Below are 23,195 nucleotides of genomic sequence, written 5' to 3'. Positions count from 1 at the left end.
TGTTAGCTTTAGGTGCGGCAAGCGAGCAGACAGGGGCAGCAAGTATGATCAGATCCATGACCGGTTTCGCCTCAGGCAAGGGGGTTCTAGGGCCGCATAGCTGGACGTGGGAGCTGCGCAGTGTGAATGGCAAAGGGCTGGACATGCGCCTGCGCGTGCCCGATTGGTTAACCGGGTTAGAGGCCGCCTTGCGCAGTCAGATGACCAAGGCGCTGAGCCGTGGGAATGTCACTCTGTCTTTGCGATTGAGCCGGGATGAAACTGCCCTTGATTTGGTTTTGAACGAAGCCGCGATGGGTGCGGCGCTTGTTGCAATGGCGCGAACACAGGAAATGGCAGCGGCCAGCGGCGTAACCCTTGCGCCTTCAACCGCATCAGATCTGATTTCAATCAAGGGTATGTTGGAGGCCGGCAGCGATGTGGACGATCCGGCGCCGCTGGTGGAGGCTTTGACGGTTGATTTCGAAGACCTGTTGGCCCGCTTTGTCGATATGCGTCAGGCCGAAGGTAAAGCCTTGGCCGAAATCTTGGACTCACAGCTACGCCTAGTTTCGGAACTGGTGACTCAAGCAGCCGAACTTGCCGAACAGCGAAAGGACAAAATGGCAGACACGCTGCGGGAAAACCTTGCGCGGGTGCTGGACAACGCGCAGGGGGTTGAACCCGATCGTCTGGCACAGGAACTGGCGCTGATCGCGGTCAAATCCGACATCACTGAAGAGATTGACCGGTTGAAAGCCCATGTCGACGCAGCACGCAGTCTGCTATCGCAGGATGTGGCGGTGGGGCGCAAGCTGGATTTTCTGATGCAAGAGTTCAATCGCGAAGCGAACACGCTGTGTTCAAAGGCGCAAAGCGCTGATCTGACATCGGTGGGGCTTGAGTTGAAAGCCGTAATAGACCAGATGCGCGAGCAAGTGCAAAATGTTGAATGAATATGGGAAGACCTGATATGGCAGATCGCCGCGGCCTACTTATCATCCTGTCTTCGCCGTCTGGCGCAGGTAAATCCACCTTGGCGCGTCGGTTGATGGCGTGGGACGGAGACCTCGAATTCTCGATTTCGGCCACAACCCGCGCTCCACGCCCCGGTGAAGAGCATGGGCGCGAGTACTATTTCCTGTCGGAGGATGAGTTCAAACAGCAAGTCGCCAAAGGGCAAATGCTGGAACACGCCCATGTGTTCGGAAATTTTTACGGCTCGCCGGCCGGACCCGTGCGGGAGTCGATCAACGCCGGTCGGGACGTCTTGTTTGACGTTGACTGGCAGGGTGAGGTGCAGATCCGTAACTCGGACTTGGGAAAGCACGCGCTGTCCATCTTTATTCTACCACCTTCGATCCCTGAACTGCGGCGACGTCTTGAGACGCGCGGGCAGGACAGCGAGGACGTGATCGCCAAGCGGATGCTCAAAAGCTGGGATGAGATCAGCCACTGGGGTTATTACGACTATGTCTTGGTCAATGACGACCTGGATGCAACCGAGGAAAAACTGAAAACCATTGTCAGCGCCGAAAGAATGCGGCGTATCCAGCAACCCAGACTGCAAAACCATGTCCGAACCTTGCAGAACGAATTTGAGGGCCTGTCATGACTGTTTACGCCTTGGGTGAGCATTCTCCGCAAATCCACGAAGACACATGGGTTGCCCCGGATGCGAACCTGATCGGTAAAGTCGTGCTGGAAAAAGGGGCTTCAGTCTGGTTCGGCTGTACCATTCGTGCTGACCACGAGGAAATTCGGGTGGGCGAAGGCAGCAATGTACAGGAAAACTGTGTCATGCATATCGACGCCGGCTACCCGCTTACCATCGGCAGAAACTGCACTATTGGGCACAAGGTGATGCTGCACGGTTGCACCATCGGTGAAAACACTCTGATAGGCATGGGAGCTATCGTTCTCAATGGTGCAAAGATCGGGAAGAATTGCCTGATAGGGGCCGGAGCGTTGATTACGGAAGGCAAGGAAATCCCTGATAATTCGCTTGTCGTGGGATCGCCGGGAAAGGTCGTGCGGCAACTGGATGACGCCGCAGCACAGAAGATCACTTGGAGCGCGCTTCATTACCAAGAGAACATGCGCCGGTTCCGCGATGAGTTGAAGCCCCGGTCTTAACGCTTCGGGAAAAGAGCATAGTGATGTCAGACGATCTGCTTGCCGAGTTTGTCGCGGCCATTCCGATGCCGGCTTTGATGGTCGATCAGACGGAACGGATTATCGCGGCCAATACCGATGCAAAGACGTTGTTGGCGCAGAACATCGTCGGCCGCCATTTCGCAACAATCCTAAGGCAGCCGCAGGTTATCGAGGCGATAGAGCAAAGCCTCCGCTCGAAAGGGCCGGCCATAACGCGACACCTGTCCAACGATGGCGCGCAGGACACAACGTTTGAGGTTAAATGCCGCTACATGAACGACGTTGGCGCGGTTTCGGGCGGTGCGACGTTGGCTATTTTTCAGGACGTCACACATGTCGAGCAGGCCAGCCAGATGCGCCGGGACTTCGTGGCAAACGTTAGTCATGAATTGCGGACACCCCTGACCGCTTTGATGGGCTTTATTGAAACTTTGCAAGGCCCGGCCCGTGACGATGCCGCTGCACGCGAGCGCTTTCTGAAGATCATGTCTGACGAAGCCAACCGGATGAACCGTCTGGTCGGGGATCTGCTGTCCTTGAACAGGGTTGAAAGCGAAGAGCGGGTGCGTCCGAAAGAACAGGTTGAGCTAACGGGGCTGTTGCAATCGACGTTGAATTCTCTGCGCCCTCTGGCCACGGATGCGAAGGTTGATCTGAACCTGAACGCGCCGGAAGGCCCGGTAACGCTGACTGGGGACAATGATCAGTTGCGGCAGGTTTTTACCAACCTGATTGAGAACGCCATCAAATATGGTGGTAGCGGCGGCAGTGTTGAGGTGCGGGTTATACCCTCGGAACGTGACACCGCCATGCGTGGTCCGGCGGTTCGGGTTCAGGTGATTGATAAGGGGCCGGGTATTGATGCGGTTCACCTGCCGCGTCTGACTGAGCGATTCTATCGTGCAGACAGTCACAGATCCCGCCAGTTGGGCGGAACCGGATTGGGGCTTGCGATCGTAAAGCACATAATCAACCGCCATCGTGGCCGGTTACGGGTAGAAAGCGATCTGGGTAAGGGCGCGACGTTTACCGTTATTTTGCCGCGTTAAGGCGGTCGGAACGTCTGGATTCAGCTTAGTTTGCTCAACCTATGTAAAAATTGCATGTCCGCTTTGCGCTACGTCACGCAGGTTTCTTCTGCTCTGTCATAAAGCTGTTACAAACTTGTCACAAAAGGCTTACGCACGGCTTTTAGAGGTTCGCGCAAGATCATCATGGGGTGATCAGAACTTTTCTTTTCAGGGAGACTGAAATGTCCTTTGTAAAACTGTCGGCTTCTGCGCTGGCTATCGCTGCTGTTTCGGCAACCACCGCTGCAGCCCGTGACAACGTCCAAGTCGCAGGTTCGTCGACCGTGCTGCCTTATGCTTCGATCGTGGCAGAACTGTTTGGTGAAAACACTGATTTCCCGACACCGGTTGTTGAGTCGGGTGGTTCCTCAGCTGGTCTGAAGCGTTTCTGCGAAGGCGTTGGCGAAAACACCATCGATATTGCAAACGCATCTCGCGCTATTCGCGAGAAAGAGATTAAGGCCTGTGCCGAAAACGGCGTGACCGACATCATGGAAGTCCGTATCGGCTATGACGGTATCGTCTTTGCAAGCCAGCAGTCGGGCCCGGCCTTCAACGCGTTTGAGCCTGCCGATATCTTCAACGCCCTTGGCGCCAAGGTTCTGAAAGACGGTGAAATCGTCGACAACCCATACAACACGTGGGCTGAATTCAACTCTGATCTGCCGGATGTTGAAATCGCAAGCTTTATTCCCGGCACCAAGCACGGCACTCGCGAAGTCTTTGAGGAAAAAGTTCTGCTGATCGGCTGTGAAGCGACTGGCGCAATGGAAGCCATGGTTGCCGGCGGTATGAGCGAAGACGACGCGGAAGACGCGTGTCTGGACGTTCGCACAGACGGAAAATCGGTCGATATTGACGGTGACTACACCGAGACCCTTGCGCGTATCGACACCAACCCGAACGGTATCGGCGTGTTTGGTCTGGCGTTTTATGAGAACAACACCGACAAGCTGAAAGTGGCCACCATGTCCGGTGTCGCTCCGTCGACTGAAACTATCTCGACCGGTGAATACCCTGTGTCGCGCCCGCTGTTCTTCTACGTCAAGAAAGCACATATCGGTGTGATCCCTGGCTTGAAGGAATACGCGCAGTTCTTCGTCGCTGACGAGATCGCAGGTCCGTCGAGCCCGCTGGCCAACTACGGCCTGGTTGCTGACCCTGAGCTGGCAAAAACTCAGGAAGCAATTGCCAACGAAGTCACCATGGGTTCGGGCAGCTAAGCCTGACGCTGGTCTAATTTGCTGGGGGCGAATTTCGATGTCGCCCCTACGCACCTTTAAATACCAAATGAGACCAGTGGGGGTGTCATGCCGATACTTTGGCTCTTTCTGATCGTTCTGGCGATCGCGGCGGGCGGCTATTTTGTTGGGCGGTCGCGCGCATTGCAAAGCGCCGGAGGCGATAGCCGAAGCCTCCATTCGCTGCCTTCCTTTTACGGCGCTAACGTTTTCCTTAAGACAATCGTGCCTGCATTTGGTCTCATGATCCTATGGTTGCTCGTGCAGCCGATCTACGTGAATAACCAGATATCCGGCATGATCCCGGAAACGGCGATTGAGGAAGGTTCGTCCCGCAGCCTGGTTCTGGCAGAGGTGCGCCGCGCGGCGCGTGGATTGGACAATGCGGTTGATCAAGGTCTTATAACCGAGGATATCGCCCAGAACGCGCGCGCCGATTTTACTGACATGACACAACGCCTCAAAGATGCAGGCCAGGTCGTTACGTCGAATATCACGCAACCGGTTCTGCGCGCGGCTCAGAGCTATCGCGTTCTGAATTCGACGGGCCGCACTGCCATGACGATTGCTGTGCTGCTTGCCGCGGTGGCTGGCGCGGCCTTCAGTTTGTGGCAAACAAACACAGTTTTCCGCGCCCGAAATGTCGTTGAGCAAGGTGTTCAGGTTCTGCTTCTTGCGGCCGCCTCTATTGCCATCCTCACCACTGTTGGGATTGTTCTTTCCCTGGTTTTCAACACCTGGGAATTCTTCACGCTCTATCCGGCGTCAGATTTCTTTTTCGGAACCACCTGGTCGCCCAGCTTTTCCGGCCGCGGTGGTTCGTCTGAGCTTGGTATAATTCCATTGCTGTGGGGCACGTTCTACATATCGCTCGTTGCCTTGCTGGTGGCCGTTCCGATCGGTCTTTTTGCGGCCATTTATCTAAGTGAATACGCATCCCCGCGTGTGCGGGCCTTTGCAAAGCCTCTGCTGGAGGTTCTGGCCGGTATCCCGACGATTGTTTACGGCCTCTTTGCGCTGCTGACCGTTGGGCCGCTCTTGCTGGGCGTTTTCGGTGACGAGGGGCTGGGATGGATGAAAGCAGGAACCGCTGTTGTGACAGCCGGGCTTGTTATGGGCATCATGCTGATCCCGTTTGTTTCATCGCTTTCAGACGACATCATCAACGCGGTGCCGCAGGCCATGCGTGACGGATCATACGGATTGGGTGCAACCCAGTCTGAGACAATCCGACAGGTTGTCCTGCCTGCTGCCTTGCCGGGGATCGTTGGAGCGATCCTTCTGGCGGCGTCGCGCGCTATCGGTGAAACCATGATTGTGGTTCTGGGGGCAGGGGCTGCCGCCCGGCTCAGCCTCAATCCGTTCGAAGCCATGACAACCGTAACGGCCAAAATCGTAAGCCAGTTGACGGGTGACGCTGATTTTGCATCGCCCGAGGCATTGGTGGCCTTCGCACTGGGAATGACCCTTTTCATCCTCACACTGGGGCTTAACGTCTTTGCCCTTTACATCGTGCGCAAGTACCGGGAGCAGTACGAATGACCGACGCAAGCATGGAAAACCCCGGAACGGGTCGCCGCGCAACCTCCCTCACCGCCAGTGATGAGCGCACGCTAAAGCGCGCCAAGGCCGAAAAGCGCTTTCGTCTTTACGGTATAATTGCGATTGCAACAGGCCTGTTCTTTCTGGTGGTACTTTTTGCGTCGATCCTGAAAGAAGGAATACCCGCATTCACGCGAACTGTTGTCAGCGTTGAGTTCACCCTGACAGAACCGCAGCGGGCCGAGGCGGAAAGCACGCTGTTCAAGACCAAGGCCTATTCTGATCTTTTCATTGCAGAGTTGAACGGCAAGCTGGCGGAAAGCGGGATCAGCGTCGACTTTGACGAAGCCGCGATTGAGCGTCTTTTGGGAAAAGTCGGTGGCACAATCCGAACCTTCTACAGCGAAAATCCGGACCAAGTGGGTGAGCCAATCAACTTCGAATTGGCAGCTTCCAGCCGGGTCGACGGTTATTTCAAGGGCCGCGTGTCGCGCGACACACTTCAGGATAGCCGTTTTCTGCAACTCAGCGATCTTGATCTTGTCGACGCGTTGACAGAGGCGGGGATCATAAAACAGGTGTTCAACTGGCCCTTCATCACCGGCGCGGATTCTGGCGTGGATAACCCCGGCGGGGCAGGTATCGGTGCCTCGGTCGTGGGTTCGTTCTTCATGATGCTGGTGGTTCTGGCGTTGTCGCTGCCGATTGGCGTGGCCGCCTCGATCTATCTTGAGGAGTTTGCGCCTCAGAACAAGTTTACGGACCTGATTGAGGTGAACATCTCTAACCTGGCGGCCGTGCCCTCCATTGTTTTTGGTATCCTGGGTCTCGCGGTTTTCATCCAGTTCATGCACTTGCCGCAGTCGGCGCCGTTGGTCGGGGGGCTTGTTCTGACATTGATGACCCTGCCAACAATCATCATCTCGACCCGTGCTTCCTTGAAAGCGGTTCCACCATCGATCCGCGATGCCGCGTTGGGGGTAGGGGCGTCAAAGATGCAGGCGGTATTCCATCACGTGTTGCCCTTGGCCGCGCCGGGAATTCTGACGGGCACGATCATCGGACTTGCTCAGGCACTGGGCGAGACAGCGCCTCTACTGCTGATCGGTATGGTTGGATTCGTAGCCCGCGGATACCCGGACGGTTTTCTGGCTGGTTTCACCGAACCGAACTCGGCCATGCCCGCCCAGATCTATACCTGGGCCGCGCGCGCAGATGTGGGCTTCTATGAAAAAGCGTGGGGTGGGATTATCATTCTTCTCATGTTCCTTCTCACGATGAATATTATCGCAATCATCCTGCGCCGCCGCTTTGAACGGCGCTGGTAAGGAAGGGCAGTAAAATGAACGACATGTCGCGAGTGGAGAGACAAGTGGACACCAATGAAATCAAGCTGGAGTGCCGTGATTGCCAAGTTTATTACGGTGACACCCATGCTATCAAAGACGTGAATGTCGATATTGAAGACAAGACCGTCACTGCCTTCATTGGTCCGTCCGGCTGCGGTAAATCGACATTCCTGCGGTGCCTGAACCGGATGAATGACACAATCGACGTCGCGCGTGTTGAAGGGACCTATAAACTGGATGGCGAAGACATTTACGACAAACGCGTCGATCCCGTGCAGCTGCGCGCAAAGGTAGGCATGGTTTTCCAAAAGCCCAACCCGTTTCCCAAGTCGATCTATGACAACGTAGCTTATGGTCCGCGTATTCATGGGCTTGCCAGGAATAAGGCGGAGCTGGATGAAATCGTTGAAAAATCCCTGCGTCGCGGCGCAATCTGGGATGAGGTGAAAGACCGGCTTGATGCGCCCGGCACTGGCTTGTCCGGGGGACAGCAACAACGTCTGTGCATCGCCCGCGCCGTCGCGACCGAGCCTGAGGTTTTGCTAATGGACGAGCCGTGCTCGGCCCTGGACCCGATCGCAACCGCGCAGGTCGAGGAACTGATTGATGAACTTCGATCGCGATATTCCGTAGTGATCGTGACGCATTCGATGCAGCAGGCCGCGCGGGTCAGCCAGAAGACCGCATTTTTCCACCTCGGAAACCTTGTTGAATTTGGCGAGACGGGCCAGATCTTCACCAACCCCGAAGACCCCCGCACCGAAAGTTACATCACCGGCCGGATCGGCTGAGCACAGGTATCAAAGCATGAGCGAACAACATATCGCATCCGTATTCGACCGGGATCTCGAAGCCATTCAGGCCCACATCATGAAAATGGGCGGGTTGGTCGAGGCCGCAATCATGAGCTCGGCCAGATCGCTTGAAACGCGCGATGAAGAACTGGCCCAGCAGGTTCGTCAGGGCGACAAGGCAATTGATGCTTTGGAGGACCTGATTAACGAGGAGACTGCGCGACTGATCGCCCTTCGCGCACCCACGGCCAGCGATTTAAGGCTGGTGCTGTCGGTGCTGAAAGTATCCGCAAACCTGGAACGCATCGGCGACTATTCCAAGAACATCGCCAAACGCACAACGGTTTTGGTCAACGCTGGTGAGATCAATGGCAGCGCCGCCGCCCTGCGGCGAATGGCGCGCGAGGTTGAGCGTATGCTACGCGATGCGTTGGACGCGTATATTCAGCGTGATGCCGAATTGGCGACGGATGTGATCGCCCGCGATGAGGAAGTGGACCAGATGTACAATGGCCTGTTCCGCGAATTCCTGACCTTCATGGCCGAGGATCCGCGCAACATATCATCCTGCATGCATCTTCATTTCATTGCCAAGAACATCGAACGCATGGGCGACCATGTCACTGCGATCGCTGAGCAGGTCGTATATCTTGTTACCGGTGAACGTCCGACCGAGGCGCGACCGAAAGCCGACATAACCTCGCAATCCGCCTAGGAGTTTTGACAGATGTCCGCTGATCAACCGACCGTTCTGGTTGTCGAGGATGAACCCGCGCAACGCGAAGTTCTGGCTTACAACCTTGAAGCGGAAGGGTTTCGGGTTTCGAGGGCCGGTAGCGGCGACGACGCAATGCTGCTGGTCGATGAGGAACATCCAGACATTATCGTTTTGGATTGGATGATGCCCAACCTCAGTGGGATAGAAGTCTGCCGCCGCTTAAAGTCGCGCCCAGATACGCGGTCGATCCCGATCATCATGCTTTCGGCCCGCACGGAAGAAGTTGACAAGGTGCGCGGCCTTGAGACCGGCGCGGACGACTATGTGATCAAGCCGTATTCGGTTGTTGAGCTGATGGCGCGCGTGCGCACGCAATTGCGACGGGTCAGGCCCGCAACCGTTGGTCTTCGGTTGGAGTTTGATGATATTGTTCTGGACTCGGAAACGCACAAGGTCAGCCGCGACAGCAAGCCGTTGAAACTCGGCCCGACCGAATTCCGACTGCTCAGCACATTCATGGAGAAACCGGGCCGTGTCTGGAGCCGTGAACAATTGCTTGATCGGGTCTGGGGTCGCGATATCTATGTAGATACGCGTACGGTTGACGTTCACATCGGGCGGTTGCGCAAGGCATTGACGCAACACGGTGGGCAAGACCCCGTAAGAACTGTGCGCGGAGCCGGGTACGCCTTGGGATAAATCCAGGGGGCAGGGGTATGAGTTCCGCTCATGGTTAGATGCGAAACTCTTACTGTCATTTGACTGCGTGCCGGGTTAGTTTGCCCCCAAGCCGACTATGCGGAGAAACACCATGAACGCCCCCGACACCAAGCCAACCCTACGTGCAAAAGACGCGCCAGACATGGGTAAATTCGCATGGGATGACCCGTTTCGCCTGAGCGATCAGTTGAACGAAGACGAGCGTATGATCGCCGCCAGCGCGCAGGCCTATGCTCAGGAAAAACTGCAACCTCGTGTGACCGACGCGTTTCAAAACGAAGAAACGGATCCCGAAATCTTTCGCGAAATGGGTGAGATGGGCCTGCTGGGCACCACGATCCCTGAACAATACGGCGGCCTTGGGGCAGGGTATGTCTCATACGGTTTGGTCGCGCGTGAAGTTGAGCGTGTAGATTCCGGTTATCGCTCGATGATGTCGGTGCAAAGCTCGCTGGTGATGTACCCGATCTATGCTTACGGCAGTGAGGAACAGCGCCGGAAGTATCTTCCAAAACTGGCCAGTGGCGAATGGATTGGCTGCTTTGGTTTGACCGAAGCGGATGCAGGGTCAGACCCGGCAGGGATGAAGACCCGTGCGGAAAAGATCGACGGTGGTTATCGTCTGACAGGAAGCAAGATGTGGATCTCGAACGCTCCGATTGCGGATGTGTTCGTCATCTGGGCCAAGTCTGATGCACATGACGGAAAGATACGCGGGTTTGTGCTGGACAAAGGCCTCAAGGGTCTGAGTGCGCCGAAAATCCAAAACAAGTTGAGCCTGCGCGCATCTATTACTGGTGAGCTTGTACTAGAGGGCGTCGAGGTCGACGAAAGCGCGCTGTTGCCGCATGTCCAGGGCCTCAAAGGTCCGTTTGGCTGCCTGAACCGTGCGCGTTATGGCATCAGCTGGGGCGTGATGGGCGCAGCGGAGTATTGCTGGCACGCCGCACGCCAATACGGCTTGGACCGTAAACAGTTTAACCGGCCGCTGGCACAGACCCAGCTGTTCCAACGCAAATTGGCTGACATGCAAACAGAAATCGCTCTGGGTTTGCAGGCAAGCTTGCGTGTGGGTCGCCTGATGGATGACGCCGAAGCTGCGCCGGAGATGATTTCGGTCATCAAGAGAAACAACTGTGGCAAGGCTTTGGATATCGCGCGCATGTCGCGGGACATGCACGGCGGGAATGGCATCTCACTTGAGTTCCAGGTCATTCGTCACATGGTTAACCTTGAGACGGTGAACACCTATGAAGGTACTCATGACGTGCATGCACTGATCCTGGGGCGGTCGCAGACGGGGCTGCAGGCCTTTTACTGATAAGTCGTGTAATTGGTATTATGTTAAAAATGCGAAAATAGCTGAGAGCGGTTTTCAGCGTAACGCCAATTACTTACGATCGTGCCCTAATTTAAAGTCTGGATGTGCTGCATGGACTTGCGTGGAAAAACTGTGGTTGTCACTGGTGCTGCGCACGGGATCGGCAAAGGTCTGGCCCAACGATTTTCTCAGGACGGTGCCAAGATTGTCTGCGCGGATATCGACGAAATTGGCGCTCAGCACGTGGCGCGAGATATTGATGGGCACGCCATAACCTGCGACGTGTCGCGCGAAGACGCAATCAAGGCGCTGATTGAAACTGTTGAGGATTCGATTGCGCCCATTGATTTATTCTGCGCGAATGCCGGTGTTCTGACATTGGGCGGATTGGAGGTTCCGAACGAAGACTGGGATCGGATCTGGACGATCAATGTTATGTCCCATGTCTGGGCAGCGCGGCACTTGGTGCCACGTATGATTGCACGCGGCGGCGGATACTTCCTGATTACAGCGTCAGCCGCCGGAGTGCTGAACCAACCCGGGGCTGCCCCTTACGGTGTTTCCAAGCACGCCGCTGTCGGGTTTGCAGAATGGCTTTCCTTGACTTATGGCCGCAAAGGATTGCGCGTTTCAGTTCTGTGTCCGCAAGCTGTGCGGTCTGAAATGACTCGCGGCCATGAGACCTCGGTCGCAGCGATTGACGGCATGCTAGAACCCGAAGATGTTGCCGAAACCTGTGTTCAAGCCATCCGATCTGAACAGTTCTTGATACTTCCGCATCCTCAAGTTCTGGACTACATGCAACTCAAAGCTAATGATTATGACCGCTGGCTAGCAGGAATGCGAAATTTAAATCAGAAGTTTATCGAAGACAGCTAAGGTTTCTTCCGCGCTTTGCGCATCAGGCCTTCCTGCGCTACGGATGCGATCAAAGTCCCGTCATCGGTATAGATGGAGCCACGATTGAAATTGCGTCCCTGCCCGCTCCATGGCGAATCCATCGAGTACAGATGCCAGTTTTCGAAATGAACCGGCGCGTGAAACCACAAAGCGTGGTCTAGGCTGGCGCCATTGATCTCTCCGGTAAACCAACTTAGCCCATGCGGACGCATTCCTGACGACATCAGATACATGTCCGACGCGTAAGCCAAAATTAGGTGTTGCGTTACCGGGTCGGCGCCGGCCGCGCCTGGCATTCGGAACCAAATCTGGTTTCGGTCATCTGATTTTGCGGGGTTGAATGGGTTCAGATGATCCACTTCACGCACTTCGATGGGCCTTTCGCGCATGAGCTCGGCACGAAGTTTTTCCGGAACCTTATCTTCATATTTCTTCCGCAATTCTTCTCGCGCTGGATAGTTTTCTGGTGCTTTGGTCTGCGGCATGGCGTGATAATGATCCCAGCCTTCATCCTTTACGTGAAACGATGCCGACATGTTCAGGATTTGCTGTCCATGCTGAATGGCGACCACACGCCGAGTTGTCATGGAACCTCCGTCTCGGGCTCTATCTACCTGATATATAACCGGAATGGTCGGATCACCAGCACGGATAAAATAGGCATGCAGCGAATGACACAGCCGATCATCGACCGTGCGGTACGCTGCTGCCAAAGCCTGCGCGATGACCTGCCCACCAAAGATGCGCGTCGGTGTTTCCCCGCCAGAGCCCGTCCCGCGAAACAGATCAACCTCAAGCCTTTCGATGTTCAAAAGGTTCAGAAGAACACGTTCCGCTTCGGTCATGTTTTTATCTCCGGTGTGCTGTGTATGGATTTGGTATCAGCGCTCAAGGTGTCATTCAATCATCGCCCCAAGGACCAACGCCTTGAGTTCTGCGCGCGATGGGTACGAGCTGGAGGGCGACAACTGCGTGAAGAAAACAGTGCTCAGGTCGTTGACCCGGTCGATCCAAAAAAATGTCGATGCCATGCCGCCCCAACTGAAGTCGCCCAACGATCCGGGCACACGCGTTCGGCCCGGGTTAGTGATAACGGCACCGCCTAAACCAAAGCCTGTCCCTTCCATGGGTTGTTCCGCAAAACTCTGCGGTCCCATAGAGGCAATATCACCCGGTAAGTGATTGGTCATCATGTACGAAACTGTTTTTGGACTTAACAATCGGTGTCCGTCGCCCTGCCCGCCGTTTCTTAGCATTTCGGCGAAACGGGAATAGTCGTCGATCGTGCTGACCAATCCACCGCCGCCTGAAAATGTTGTTGTGTTTTCAAACGGAGACTCGCCAGCCGCATCCACCAATCGCAGCGTGTCATGCCCTGTTTTGGCAGAATTCAACGCCATCGCGTCGCCGGCCAATGGGGTATAGAGCGACGCAAACCGATCCCCTGCTCCCAACGCGGGCGTGAAACCCGTTTCATGCATCCCAAGCGGTTCAAGGATCTCTTGCGTAAGGAACTTGTCCAGGGGCTGGCCTGAGACGACCTCGATCACGCGGCCCAGCACGTCAATGCCAACCGAATACTCCCACCGCGTACCGGGCTGAAAGGCCAAAGGAAGTGCAGCAAGGTCCGACACGCGATCAGCTAAGAGCCCCTGGTCAGGTTTAAAGAGCAAATCCTGCGCATCCATCAGTTCTGGCACAACTCCGGGGTTAAACGGATAGCTAAACCCACTCGTGTGCGTCAGTAACTGATGCAGTGTTGGTGTTGGTGCGTCCTCGGTTTGATCAGCCCGTACGGCACCCGGAATCAGGGCCTTCATATCCGCGAAAACTGGTAAGAATTCAGATAGCTGCGCGTCGAGGTGAAACAAGCCACGCTCAGCCAGCATCATCAATGCAACGGTGGTCACCGGCTTTGTCATCGAATAGATGCGTACGAGCGTATCGCGCTGGAACGCTAAATCATTTTCGATGCTTCTTTTTCCGCAGGCGTTGGAAAAAACCTCCTCTCCGTTGTGTTTTATCAACAAGGAGCTGCCTGCGTATTTCCGCTCGTCAACATAACGCTGCATCCAGTCCGTGATACGGTTCAGGCGCGACGGTTCGAATTCGGTCATCTATGTTGCCCCTCGTTTTACAACGCGATACTGCGCGCCGTTGCTCCGAGTTAAAAGCGGATTCTTCAAGACTTCTACGGGAAGGGTCAGCAGCCTGTTACACTTGGCCTGTAGCGGATTCGCTTGTCACGAGTTGGAACAGTAAAGATTGTCGCCATTTCGGAGGAGCATCATGACGCGACACATAGATTTCGTTTATGATTTCTGTAGCCCCAATGCCTTTCTCGCGTATAAAACACTGCCCGATGTGGCGGAAAGGCATGGTGCTCAGGTGTCCTACGCGCCGGTTCTGCTTTCGATAGTCTTCAAGGTTACCAACAACCAGAACCCGTTCCAGGCGTTTTCCGAAAATCGCCAGAAAACGGCGTATCTGAGCCATGATCTTCACCGGTTTGCGCGGATGCGCGGTCTGAGTTTCCACATGAGTCCACACTTTCCGGTCAACACAAAGCTGGCCATGCGAGGTGCGGTTTTTTCATCAGGAAAATCTTGGGAGACCAGATATATAAAGGCGGTATTTGATGCAATGTGGGTACACGGACAGAAGGTGGACGACATAGGTGTCCTGTCCGAAATTTTGCAAGAAAACGAGCTACCAGTGCGCAAGATACGTGAGGCAATTTTCAGTACTGAGATCAAACAACACCTGAAGGATCAAACAAAAGCCGCCATCAAGCGCGGCGTTTTTGGTGTGCCCAGTATGTTTGTGGGGACCGAGATGTTTTTTGGAAAAAACAGCATGACAGACTTAGGACTGGAGCTATCGAAAACAGCCTAGTCTTCTAACGCTTCCAGCCCGTGCTTTGCGAACATCGGAACATATGACCCCAAGATTTTAGCGCGTTCAGGATCAGAAGCATTACCGTCTTGAGCGCGTTTAAAGACACCCTGCAAAATACTGCCCATACGGAAGAAATTGAAGGCAAGGTAAAAGCCGAAATTCTTGATACCCGGCAATTGTCGGCGCTGACAATATTGATCGATAAATGCCTGATCGGAAGGTAAACCCAGACTGGTCCGGTCGACTCCAGCAAGCCCGCGTCCCTCGGTGCCGGGTGGCATGCGCCACTGCATTATCACCGCTGCCAAATCAGCGTAAGGGTGTCCGATCGTTGAAAGCTCCCAATCCAGTACGCCAATGCAGCGGTTTCCCTGTTTCTCAAACATCAGGTTGTCGATCCGGTAGTCCCCGTGAACCAGTGTTCGTTGACCATCATCCCGCGGTACCGAGCTCTCAAGTACCGTGATCAGGGCATCCATCTCGGCGATATGCGACGTTTCCGATGCGCGATACTGTTTGATCCAGCGCGCAATCTGACGCTCAAAATAATTACCGGGTGGGCCGAAATCCGACAGACCAACAGCATCAATATCCACGTCGTGCAAATCGGCCAAAACCCGGTTCATTTCATCCAGAACAGCAGCGCGCGTTTCGTTGCTTTCGCCGCGCATTGTGGGTTCCAGAAAAATCCGGCCGTCCAGATGCTCCATCACGTAAAAATCCGAACCTATGACAGTTTTGTCTTCACACAGCAGGTACACCTTCGGAACGGGTACCGCAGTGTCCGCTAATGCGGTCTGAACGCGAAACTCTCTGTCGACGGCATGAGCGGATTTAAGCAGTTTTCCGGGCGGCTTGCGGCGTAAAACGTATGTGCTTTTTGGGGTCGTCAAAAGGAAAGTGGGGTTTGATTGCCCTATTGCGAATTTGGTCGCTTCAATCGGCCCCTGATACCCGGGCAGATGGCGACTGAGATATGTGTCAACGGCCGACAGATCCATTTGTGTACTGTTCATCTTTCACCTTCGCAATCACATGGCTTCGGCGAAGATATTGCCGGCTGTTTCCACGTTGATACCACCGGACACTGGAATAACCGCCCCGGTAACATAGCTGCCCCCGCGTCCGCACAGGAATAACATGCAGCCCGCAATATCCTCATCGCGTCCAACACGCCCCAATGGCACCGTACTTCCAACCCGCTCTCGGGTCTCTTCGTCGGCGGTGGCAAAGGCGGTCATTTTTGAAACGAATGGTCCGGGTGCCAGAGCGTTTACGGTGATATGATGGGGCGCGAACTCTTTCGCCATGATTTTAGTCAGGTGCAGAACAGCAGCTTTTGAGGCTGCGTAACTATAGGCACCATCCCCCATTGGCACCTCTCCCATCACAGAGCCAACATTCACTACGCGCGCTGGATCATCGGCCGAGCCCGATTTCATCAGTGTGGGCAGAAGTTTTTGGGTAAGGTCGAATAGACCAGCGACGTTTACAGACATGACTTTGTCCCACGCATCGTAGGGGAATTGACCCATCGGAGCTCCCCATGTTACGCCTGCATTATTCATCAGTATATCAAGCGTTTCTGTGCGCTTGTTTATCTCGGTTACTAATGCATCGATCCCTTCTTGCGTAGCGACATCGCCGCCAAATCCTTCGGCACGACCAGACGCATCCAGAGCGTTTAATTCAGAAGCAACCGCCTCGCAGGCCTCGGCCTTGCGCGACGCAATCAGAACGCGCGCACCTGCACGCACCAGCGCCTCGGCCGCCATTCGGCCAATACCGGTCGCTCCTCCGGTGACAAGCGCTGTTTTGCCCTGCAATGAGAAAAGCGTTTCGGGGGTCATCGTCTGCTCCTTTGTTTTTGGTCGCTTTCAGACGGTATGCGATGGAAACCGTTGATTTCTTGACAATACCGACTGTGGCGACAAAGTTCATTCCGAGCGAATAACAAGGATAACGGGACGAAAATGCAAGCTTTACTCAGCGTCTTGCCGGGCGGGCCTGAAACTCTGCAGCTGAAAACGCTGCCCGACCCTATACCGGGCAAAGGCGAGCTTCTGGTTGGTGTCCGGGCCGCAGGCGTGAATTTCCCCGATACACTTGTCATTCAAGACCTCTACCAAATCAAACCACCTCGCCCCTTTGCTCCGGGTGGCGAAATCGCCGGAGAAGTCCTGGCTATTGGTGAGGGCGTGACTGGTTTCATAATTGGAGATCGCGTTCTGGCGCTTACCGGACATGGTGGGTTCGCCACGCATCTTACGCTCCCTGCGGCAACTGCTGTAAAGATTCCGGAAACAATGCCTTTTGAAGATGCCGCTTGTTTCATTTTTACCTACGGTACGTCCTATCATGCGTTGAAGGACCGGGCTGCGTTGCAGCCTGATGAAACGCTGTTGGTGCTTGGAGCAGCAGGAGGTGTAGGCTCTGCAGCAGTTGAGTTGGGCAAAGCGATGGGTGCACGGGTTATTGCGGCAGTATCCTCGGAAGAAAAAGCTGCCTTTTGCCGAAGCCTGGGCGCGGATGAAACGATTATCTACGCAAATGAAATGGATAAAACGGCACAGAAGGCATTTTCGTCTGAAATCAAAGCTTTGTCCGGGCCTTCGGGTGTAGATGTGGTTTATGACGCCGTTGGCGGTGATTACGCTGAACCCGCGTTGCGCAGTGTGGGCTGGGCCGGACGATACCTGGTGGTTGGTTTTCCGGCCGGCATCCCCAAAATTCCACTAAACCTGCCCCTTTTGAAAAGCTGTCAGATTGTCGGCGTTTTTTGGGGTGCGTCTGTGTTGCGTGATCCCAAGGGCCATTCCAAAAACGTAAAAGATTTGTTTCGGTTATATGTCGAAGCTCGTATAAAACCAAGGATCAGCGCAGAATTTCCGCTGAACCATGCGGCCGACGCTTTGACCTATCTTTCCAATCGCTCGGCACTCGGGAAGATCGTAGTTACTATGCCCGACAAAGCGGAGCATGTTTGAAACAGAATGTCGTGTTCGCTTATTGCGAGTGCTTGGCGGTGGACATTTCCACCTATCCGCGACTAAGAACCTGTAATGGGGACAGTGAAGTAATGCAAAAAGTTCTGATTTTAAACGGCCCGAATCTGAATCTTTTAGGAACCAGGCAGCCAGAGGTTTATGGCAGTACGACGCTTGGGATGGTGGAAGACCTGTGTAGGACTCATGGATCCTCGCTTGGAGTAGATGTGACTTGTTTTCAGTCCAACCATGAAGGGGCGTTGATTGATGCCATTCACAGAGCAAAGGGTGAGCAGGACGGGCTAATTCTGAACGCCGGCGCGTATACGCACACGTCAATCGCCTTGATGGACGCGATCGCATCGGTCGAGCTGCCGGTGGTTGAAGTTCATTTGTCAAACATCCATGCGCGCGAGAAATTTCGGCATGCGTCCTACATCGCAAAGGTCGCGATTGGTCAGATCTGCGGCTTTGGTGCGCACGGATACGTGCTGGCCCTGGATGCTCTTTCCGATCATTTGAAAAACAGGTCAACTCTATGAAGTTGAGTGAATACCTGCACTTTCTAAGTTACACCAAGACCCTGGAAGAGCTCTGGGATGCCCACTGTCGACAGATGGCGAAGTTTGGCTTTGACCGGTTGATTTACGGCCATACGCAATTTCGAACGGAAACATCATTGGGCGACCCCGAAGACTTTTTGGTCCTGACCAACCATGAAAAGCCGTATCTGGACGGGTTTTTGCGCGGCGGGCTGTACTTTCACGCCCCGATGCTCAAGTGGGCGTTGAACAACGAAGGGGCCGCAAGTTGGAGCATGGCTCAGAAGATGGTTGCCAGCGGCAAAATGTCCAAAGAAGAGCTGGACGTTCTCGATTTTAATCGAAAACAGGGTGTGTCATTCGGATACACGGTCAGTTTCACGTCAGTGTCAATGCGATCGAAGGGAGCGATCTCGCTGTCCGCGGGAGAAGCAGCCTCGCAAAAAGAGGTTGATGAGATGTGGGAGAGTTGTGGCGACGATATCTTGTTGATGAACAATGTTGCACACCTCAAAATTCTCACTCTGCCCTATCACGCGCCGAACCGGGCCTTAACCAAGCGTCAGCGGGAAGCCTTGCAATGGGTCGGAGACGGAAAAACCACTCAGGATATCGCTTTGCTGATGGGCCTCACATCGGCAACGGTTGAGAAACATCTGAGGCTAGCCCGCGAGGCACTTTCTGTGGAAACGACAGCTCAGGCTGTACTTAAAGCCTCGTTACAGAACCAAATGTTCATAATGGAAGTGTAGATCGCTAAACTGACGCGAAAATGCATCAATTTACCTTAGGTAAGGAAATCATGACTTTCCGAATCTTTGCCCTTAGTTGCAAAATGATATCGTTCCGTGAGTGGTGGCTTTAGCCAGGGAACATTTGGGTTGGATCTTTGCAATATCAAGGCTCTCCATCCGCTCTGACAATCAGGCGTCTATTTGTACGCGTCTGTGTGTCGGAATTTTGAGGAGCCCCGACCATCCCCATCTTGCGGGGCTCCTCATTTACCCTGAATTATTAGAAACGAAAAAGGGCGCTTTCGCGCCCGTTCTTCTCTCCGCACATGACTTCGAACCGTACTTCCGCATTACGCGGATGGTTTTTGAGTGCGCCTGGGCTTTAATCGCCCAGACGCATTCTTTTAACCCTGAGCAGCCTTTGCGACCTCGGCTGCGAAGTCTTCTTTTTCGACGACGATGCCTTCGCCAACTTCCAGGCGTACAAAGCCTGTGATGGTGGCACCCGCTTCCTTAGCTGCTGCTTCAACAGTCAGATCAGGATTCACAACGAATTGCTGGTTCAGCAGAGTCGACTCGGCGACGAATTTCTTCATGCGGCCTTCGATCATCTTCTCGATCACCTGCTCCGGCTTGCCGGATTCGCGGGCGATGTCCATCTGAACTTGCTTTTCTTTCTCGACAACCGCCGGGTCCATGTCCGCTTCGGACAGGGCCGCTGGGTTCACAGCTGCAATGTGCATCGCAACCTGCTTGCCGATTGCTTGGTCGCCACCGCTTAAGGCAACCAGAACGCCGATTTTGCCCATGCCGTTGGTGGCTGCGTTGTGGACGTAGGACACAACAGTGTCGCCCGACAGTTTTGCCATGCGACGCACTGACATGTTCTCGCCAATGGTGGCGATCTTGTCCGTCAGAGTGTCGGCCACATTCTTACCGCCCAGATCAGCCGCCAACAGCGCCTCGACATTGTCGACGCCCTCGGCTGCGTATGCGATCTTGCCAACCATTTCTTGGAATTCCGCGTTCTTCGCAACGAAGTCGGTTTCCGAATTCACTTCGACCGCAACACCGTTGCCGCCGTCAACGTGGACGGCTACCAGACCTTCTGCTGCGGTACGGCCTGATTTCTTGGCTGCCTTGGCCAGGCCTTTGGTGCGCAGCCAGTCAACGGCTTCGTCCATGTTGCCGCCGGTTTCTGTCAGCGCCTTTTTTGCGTCCATCATGCCTGCGCCGGTCGAGTCGCGCAGTTCTTTAACCATTGCTGCTGTGATTGCCATCTCTTGGCTCTCCTCAATTCAAACGGATTTGGGGCAGGTCATACCCTGCCCCATATGTCATTTACGTGACGGGCAGCTTACGCTTCGGCTTTGGCTTCCGACGCGGCTTCATCCGCCGGGGCTTCGTCAGCAACGGCTTCTTCAACCGGAGCTTCTTCGAATGCTCCAAGGTCAACGCCTGCTGCACCCATTTGCGCAGTCATACCGTCCAAGGCGGCGCGCGAAGCCAGATCGCAATACAATGAGATCGCGCGGGCTGCGTCGTCGTTGCCAGGGATGATGTAATCAACACCGTCGGGTGAGCAGTTGGTGTCAACAACAGCCACAACCGGGATACCCAGCTTGTTGGCTTCTGCAATGGCCAGTGCTTCTTTTTTGACGTCGATGACGAACAGCAAGTCAGGAACGCCACCCATTTCACGGATACCGCCCAGCGAAGCTTGCAGCTTGGCTTGGTCACGTTCCATGCCCAGACGCTCTTTCTTGGTCAGACCTTCGGCACCGGATTCCATAGCTTCGTCGATCTGGTTCAGACGGTTGATCGACTGGGAGACGGTTTTCCAGTTGGTCAGAGTGCCGCCCAGCCAGCGGTGGTTCATGTAGTACTGAGCCGACTTTTCAGCCGCTTCCGCGATCGGGCCAGCGGCTTGACGCTTGGTGCCAACGAACAGAACACGGCCGCCTTTTGCAACGGTGTCACGAACGGCTTGCAGCGCCTGATCCAACATCGGAACTGTCTGGGTCAGGTCCATGATGTGGATGCCATTGCGCGAGCCGTAAATGAACGGGCCCATGCGGGGATTCCAACGCTGTGTCTGGTGACCAAAGTGAACGCCAGCTTCCAATAGCTGACGCATGGAGAACTCGGGAAGAGCCATGCGGTATTTTCCTTTTCCGGTTTGCGCCTGGGCGGGGGTGAAAGAAGCAGATGCTCCAACCGGCGGTCTTGATGAGGATGTCTCCCTCAAAAAGCCCAAACCCCGCCTGCGGGTTTGAATGGCGCGCGTATAAGGTAGGTTTTGTCGTTGCGCAAGGGGTATTCGTCCGTATTACTCAAGCCGTGCCAAGCTATGAGCGTGGCGCACCGCCTCTTCACAATGCGCGGCCAGTGCCTTGCGGTCTTCAAAGTCGCTAACCTTGGCCGGGGTGTGATAAATCAGTTCCACGCTACCCTGTCGGCGTGCCCCCAGCGTTTTGATCAGATGTGGACCAAAATCCATCTCACCCCACCAGCCATAAAACCTTTCAGGCTGGCCATTGGGAGCGTGGAAAATAACCGTCACCGGCTGCACGTACATGAACTCGCGCAACTCGTCTGCGAAGAACGCCGCAAAGAGCGTTGTTTTAAAAGGTAAAACGCGCAGTCCGTCTGTTGACGTTCCTTCCGGGAAAAACAGAAGCTTGTGGCCAGCCTTCAGGCGGGATTCGAAGACTTTGGTTTGTTCCTTTGCTTTCTTACGGTCGCGCTCAATGAAAACCGTGCCAGTTGCGTGAGCCAGCCAACCTATCACGGGCCATTTTGCAACCTCGGCTTTAGAGACGAAATAAACACGCTTCCTCGCATTCAGCGCGAAGATGTCCAGCCAACTTGTGTGGTTGGCCACCACGGCACCGCGCTGCCGCATCAATTCGCCAGATGTCCGAAAACCGATTCCCAGAATCCGGAACGCGTTGCGACAGACGAATTGTGAAATGAACGGAGTGATCGGACGGCGCACGCCGAATAGGGGGTACTCGACAAGGCGAATGAGGACAAGAACGGCCAGTCCACCGAACACCAGCAAAGCCAACGGCACGCCTCGAAGGACAACCAAAACCCAGCCCACCGGACCAAGGACAACCGAATCTGGCGCATCCTCGCTGTTCCAGATCGGCTCACTCACTGCGTTGGACTCCGCCATAGATGCGCCGTTGACGTGTATTCATGCGGGCAGTGTCGAGGATCAGACACACATCCGTTGTGTTGAAGCTGTGGTCAATAAATGCACCTTCACCAACGAATCCCCCAAGCCGCAGATAGGCTTTGATAAGAGCCGGCACCTGCACCATCGCGGCCCGACGATCCAGATCTTGCGGCGCGACAAGATCCATGGATTCAAACTGCCCCGGTTGCGCCCTTACCCGAAGGTCCGGGGGTGCCAGGTGGTTGTGGTGCAACATCGACAGGGGCTGCGCCAGTTTCTGGACGTCGGTCCCATGAAAGCTGGCGACACCGAATAAAACCTCAATCTCACGTTCTTTGACATAGGCCGCAAGCCCGTTCCAAAGATGGTACATTGCCGTGCCGCCACGATAGTCGAGATGCAGACAGGACCGACCCAACTCTAGCAGCTTTCGTCCGCTTTGTTTGAGGACGCTGAGATCGTATTCGTCTTCCGAGTAAAACTGCCCAAGCTTCGCAGCGCATTCGCCGGATAACAGCCTGTAAACACCGACAACCTTTCCGGTATGGTTGTCGATCGCCAGCATGTGGTCAAAGTAAGGATCGAACTTGTCCTGTTCTAATTCAGCCGCGTGGTCGACCATTTCTCCGCCACCGCCTAATTCACGGACAAATACGTCATATCGCAGCCGCTGCGCCGCGCGCAGCTCAGCCTTTGTTTCCGCAAGTCTGATCGTGAAGGATGGGCCCGCATCCGGCATTGGTGGTTCCGTTTTTGTTTGCGCGCTGATACCTCAACTCTCGGGGGTATGGCAACATAAGCAGATATGCGAGAAAGTTAACCTTTCCTAAACCAGTTTCACGGATCAAAGACAGGCATCAGAGCGATACGCGTTCCGTCAATCACCACTTTCCCTTGGTCGCGAAAGTTCACGGTGACCTTGCCGCCGACGTTAGACTGTACCTGTCCAACGCCCCAATCGGGGAAATCGGGGTGGCGGACAAACATGCCCGGTGCAAGAATGGCATTCAGGTCTGTCATCATGGGCTCCAGGTCCGGCGGCAGATACATCAGGAGGTA

25 protein-coding genes are annotated in these 23,195 nt (G+C 54.8%); 16 read left to right on the top strand and 9 right to left on the bottom strand.

Annotation, left to right across the window (positions count from 1 at the left end):
• The first annotated feature begins 44 nt into the window (after window positions 1–44).
• From ACXAET_RS04910 to ACXAET_RS04855, 12 genes are all read left to right on the top strand, one after another.
• The gene (locus tag ACXAET_RS04910) at window positions 45–935 is read left to right on the top strand and encodes a YicC/YloC family endoribonuclease (protein WP_475181969.1); all 891 of its coding nucleotides are present in this window, start codon (window positions 45–47) and stop codon (window positions 933–935) included.
• 17 nt (window positions 936–952) lie between these two features.
• Entirely contained in the window at window positions 953–1,594 is a 642-nt protein-coding gene (gene gmk / locus ACXAET_RS04905; protein ID WP_475181966.1) for a guanylate kinase, read from the top strand.
• Window positions 1,591–2,115, top strand: a complete 525-nt coding sequence (locus tag ACXAET_RS04900) for a gamma carbonic anhydrase family protein (RefSeq protein ID WP_475181965.1) — start codon at window positions 1,591–1,593, stop codon at window positions 2,113–2,115. Before gmk ends, ACXAET_RS04900 begins: the two co-directional genes overlap by 4 nt.
• A 23-nt stretch (window positions 2,116–2,138) precedes the next feature.
• Window positions 2,139–3,185 carry a sensor histidine kinase gene (locus tag ACXAET_RS04895; RefSeq protein ID WP_475181962.1) on the top strand — a complete coding sequence of 349 codons (1,047 nt, stop codon included), beginning with the start codon at window positions 2,139–2,141 and terminating at the stop codon, window positions 3,183–3,185.
• A 203-nt stretch (window positions 3,186–3,388) separates the two neighbouring features.
• Complete coding sequence (locus tag ACXAET_RS04890; protein ID WP_475181958.1) at window positions 3,389–4,429, top strand: substrate-binding domain-containing protein; 1,041 nt, start codon at window positions 3,389–3,391, stop codon at window positions 4,427–4,429.
• An 87-nt stretch (window positions 4,430–4,516) separates the two neighbouring features.
• Window positions 4,517–5,989: a phosphate ABC transporter permease subunit PstC gene (gene pstC / locus ACXAET_RS04885; protein WP_475181956.1), complete on the top strand. Its 1,473-nt coding sequence runs from the start codon at window positions 4,517–4,519 to the stop codon at window positions 5,987–5,989.
• Window positions 5,986–7,317 (top strand): phosphate ABC transporter permease PstA, encoded by a 1,332-nt coding sequence (pstA, locus tag ACXAET_RS04880; RefSeq protein WP_475181953.1) that lies wholly within the window; start codon window positions 5,986–5,988, stop codon window positions 7,315–7,317. The genes pstC and pstA overlap by 4 nt, the downstream gene beginning before the upstream one ends.
• 14 nt (window positions 7,318–7,331) lie before the next feature.
• Window positions 7,332–8,129 (top strand): phosphate ABC transporter ATP-binding protein PstB, encoded by a 798-nt coding sequence (gene pstB / locus ACXAET_RS04875; protein ID WP_475181951.1) that lies wholly within the window; start codon window positions 7,332–7,334, stop codon window positions 8,127–8,129.
• A gap of 16 nt (window positions 8,130–8,145) precedes the next feature.
• On the top strand, window positions 8,146–8,847 hold the full coding sequence (gene phoU / locus ACXAET_RS04870) for a phosphate signaling complex protein PhoU (protein ID WP_475181947.1): 702 nt from the start codon (window positions 8,146–8,148) through the stop codon (window positions 8,845–8,847).
• Window positions 8,848–8,859: 12 nt separating this feature from the next.
• Window positions 8,860–9,549 carry a phosphate regulon transcriptional regulator PhoB gene (gene phoB, locus ACXAET_RS04865; protein ID WP_475181943.1) on the top strand — a complete coding sequence of 230 codons (690 nt, stop codon included), beginning with the start codon at window positions 8,860–8,862 and terminating at the stop codon, window positions 9,547–9,549.
• A 112-nt stretch (window positions 9,550–9,661) separates the two neighbouring features.
• On the top strand, window positions 9,662–10,891 hold the full coding sequence (locus ACXAET_RS04860; RefSeq protein WP_475181940.1) for an acyl-CoA dehydrogenase: 1,230 nt from the start codon (window positions 9,662–9,664) through the stop codon (window positions 10,889–10,891).
• Between the two features lie 111 nt (window positions 10,892–11,002).
• Entirely contained in the window at window positions 11,003–11,770 is a 768-nt protein-coding gene (locus tag ACXAET_RS04855; RefSeq protein WP_475181938.1) for an SDR family oxidoreductase, read from the top strand.
• Here ACXAET_RS04855 and ACXAET_RS04850 read toward each other — a convergent pair.
• Together ACXAET_RS04850 and ACXAET_RS04845 are read right to left on the bottom strand one after the other, a co-directional pair.
• Window positions 11,767–12,636 (bottom strand): acyl-CoA thioesterase, encoded by an 870-nt coding sequence (locus ACXAET_RS04850; protein ID WP_475181935.1) that lies wholly within the window; start codon window positions 12,634–12,636, stop codon window positions 11,767–11,769. The genes ACXAET_RS04855 and ACXAET_RS04850 overlap by 4 nt on opposite strands.
• Before the next feature lie 51 nt (window positions 12,637–12,687).
• Window positions 12,688–13,908: a serine hydrolase domain-containing protein gene (locus ACXAET_RS04845; protein ID WP_475181933.1), complete on the bottom strand. Its 1,221-nt coding sequence runs from the start codon at window positions 13,906–13,908 to the stop codon at window positions 12,688–12,690.
• A 172-nt stretch (window positions 13,909–14,080) separates the two neighbouring features.
• On the opposite strand from ACXAET_RS04845, the gene ACXAET_RS04840 reads away from it, so the two are divergent.
• On the top strand, window positions 14,081–14,686 hold the full coding sequence (locus ACXAET_RS04840; RefSeq protein WP_475181930.1) for a DsbA family protein: 606 nt from the start codon (window positions 14,081–14,083) through the stop codon (window positions 14,684–14,686).
• Here the strand turns inward: ACXAET_RS04840 and ACXAET_RS04835 are convergent.
• Both ACXAET_RS04835 and ACXAET_RS04830 read right to left on the bottom strand, forming a co-directional pair.
• Window positions 14,683–15,705 carry a phosphotransferase family protein gene (locus ACXAET_RS04835; protein WP_475181927.1) on the bottom strand — a complete coding sequence of 341 codons (1,023 nt, stop codon included), beginning with the start codon at window positions 15,703–15,705 and terminating at the stop codon, window positions 14,683–14,685. The genes ACXAET_RS04840 and ACXAET_RS04835 overlap by 4 nt on opposite strands.
• A 15-nt stretch (window positions 15,706–15,720) precedes the next feature.
• Window positions 15,721–16,539: an SDR family NAD(P)-dependent oxidoreductase gene (locus ACXAET_RS04830; protein WP_475181923.1), complete on the bottom strand. Its 819-nt coding sequence runs from the start codon at window positions 16,537–16,539 to the stop codon at window positions 15,721–15,723.
• Window positions 16,540–16,662: 123 nt separating this feature from the next.
• On the opposite strand from ACXAET_RS04830, the gene ACXAET_RS04825 reads away from it, so the two are divergent.
• The 3 genes from ACXAET_RS04825 (at window position 16,663) to ACXAET_RS04815 (ending at window position 18,970) form a co-directional block, all read left to right on the top strand.
• Window positions 16,663–17,676, top strand: a complete 1,014-nt coding sequence (locus tag ACXAET_RS04825) for an NADPH:quinone oxidoreductase family protein (RefSeq protein WP_475181919.1) — start codon at window positions 16,663–16,665, stop codon at window positions 17,674–17,676.
• A gap of 92 nt (window positions 17,677–17,768) precedes the next feature.
• Window positions 17,769–18,218, top strand: a complete 450-nt coding sequence (gene aroQ / locus ACXAET_RS04820; RefSeq protein WP_475181916.1) for a type II 3-dehydroquinate dehydratase — start codon at window positions 17,769–17,771, stop codon at window positions 18,216–18,218.
• Window positions 18,215–18,970: a helix-turn-helix transcriptional regulator gene (locus ACXAET_RS04815; protein ID WP_475181913.1), complete on the top strand. Its 756-nt coding sequence runs from the start codon at window positions 18,215–18,217 to the stop codon at window positions 18,968–18,970. Before aroQ ends, ACXAET_RS04815 begins: the two co-directional genes overlap by 4 nt.
• Before the next feature lie 386 nt (window positions 18,971–19,356).
• On the opposite strand, the gene tsf is transcribed toward ACXAET_RS04815, so the two are convergent.
• From tsf to ACXAET_RS04790, 5 genes are all read right to left on the bottom strand, one after another.
• Complete coding sequence (gene tsf / locus ACXAET_RS04810; protein ID WP_475181911.1) at window positions 19,357–20,232, bottom strand: translation elongation factor Ts; 876 nt, start codon at window positions 20,230–20,232, stop codon at window positions 19,357–19,359.
• 77 nt (window positions 20,233–20,309) lie between these two features.
• A complete protein-coding gene (gene rpsB / locus ACXAET_RS04805; protein ID WP_475181909.1) occupies window positions 20,310–21,110 on the bottom strand; it encodes a 30S ribosomal protein S2 in 801 nt (266 codons plus the stop codon).
• Window positions 21,111–21,281: 171 nt separating this feature from the next.
• On the bottom strand, window positions 21,282–22,133 hold the full coding sequence (gene olsA, locus ACXAET_RS04800; RefSeq protein WP_475181906.1) for a lyso-ornithine lipid O-acyltransferase: 852 nt from the start codon (window positions 22,131–22,133) through the stop codon (window positions 21,282–21,284).
• The gene (gene olsB, locus ACXAET_RS04795) at window positions 22,108–22,875 is read right to left on the bottom strand and encodes an L-ornithine N(alpha)-acyltransferase (protein WP_475181905.1); all 768 of its coding nucleotides are present in this window, start codon (window positions 22,873–22,875) and stop codon (window positions 22,108–22,110) included. Before olsB ends, olsA begins: the two co-directional genes overlap by 26 nt.
• A 98-nt stretch (window positions 22,876–22,973) precedes the next feature.
• Window positions 22,974–23,156 (bottom strand): DUF3553 domain-containing protein, encoded by a 183-nt coding sequence (locus ACXAET_RS04790; protein ID WP_475181902.1) that lies wholly within the window; start codon window positions 23,154–23,156, stop codon window positions 22,974–22,976.
• Window positions 23,157–23,195: the final 39 nt, after the last annotated feature.

Source organism: Ruegeria sp. AWH4_226 (assembly GCF_056159225.1).
This window is presented reverse-complemented; position numbering and strand designations above follow the sequence as displayed.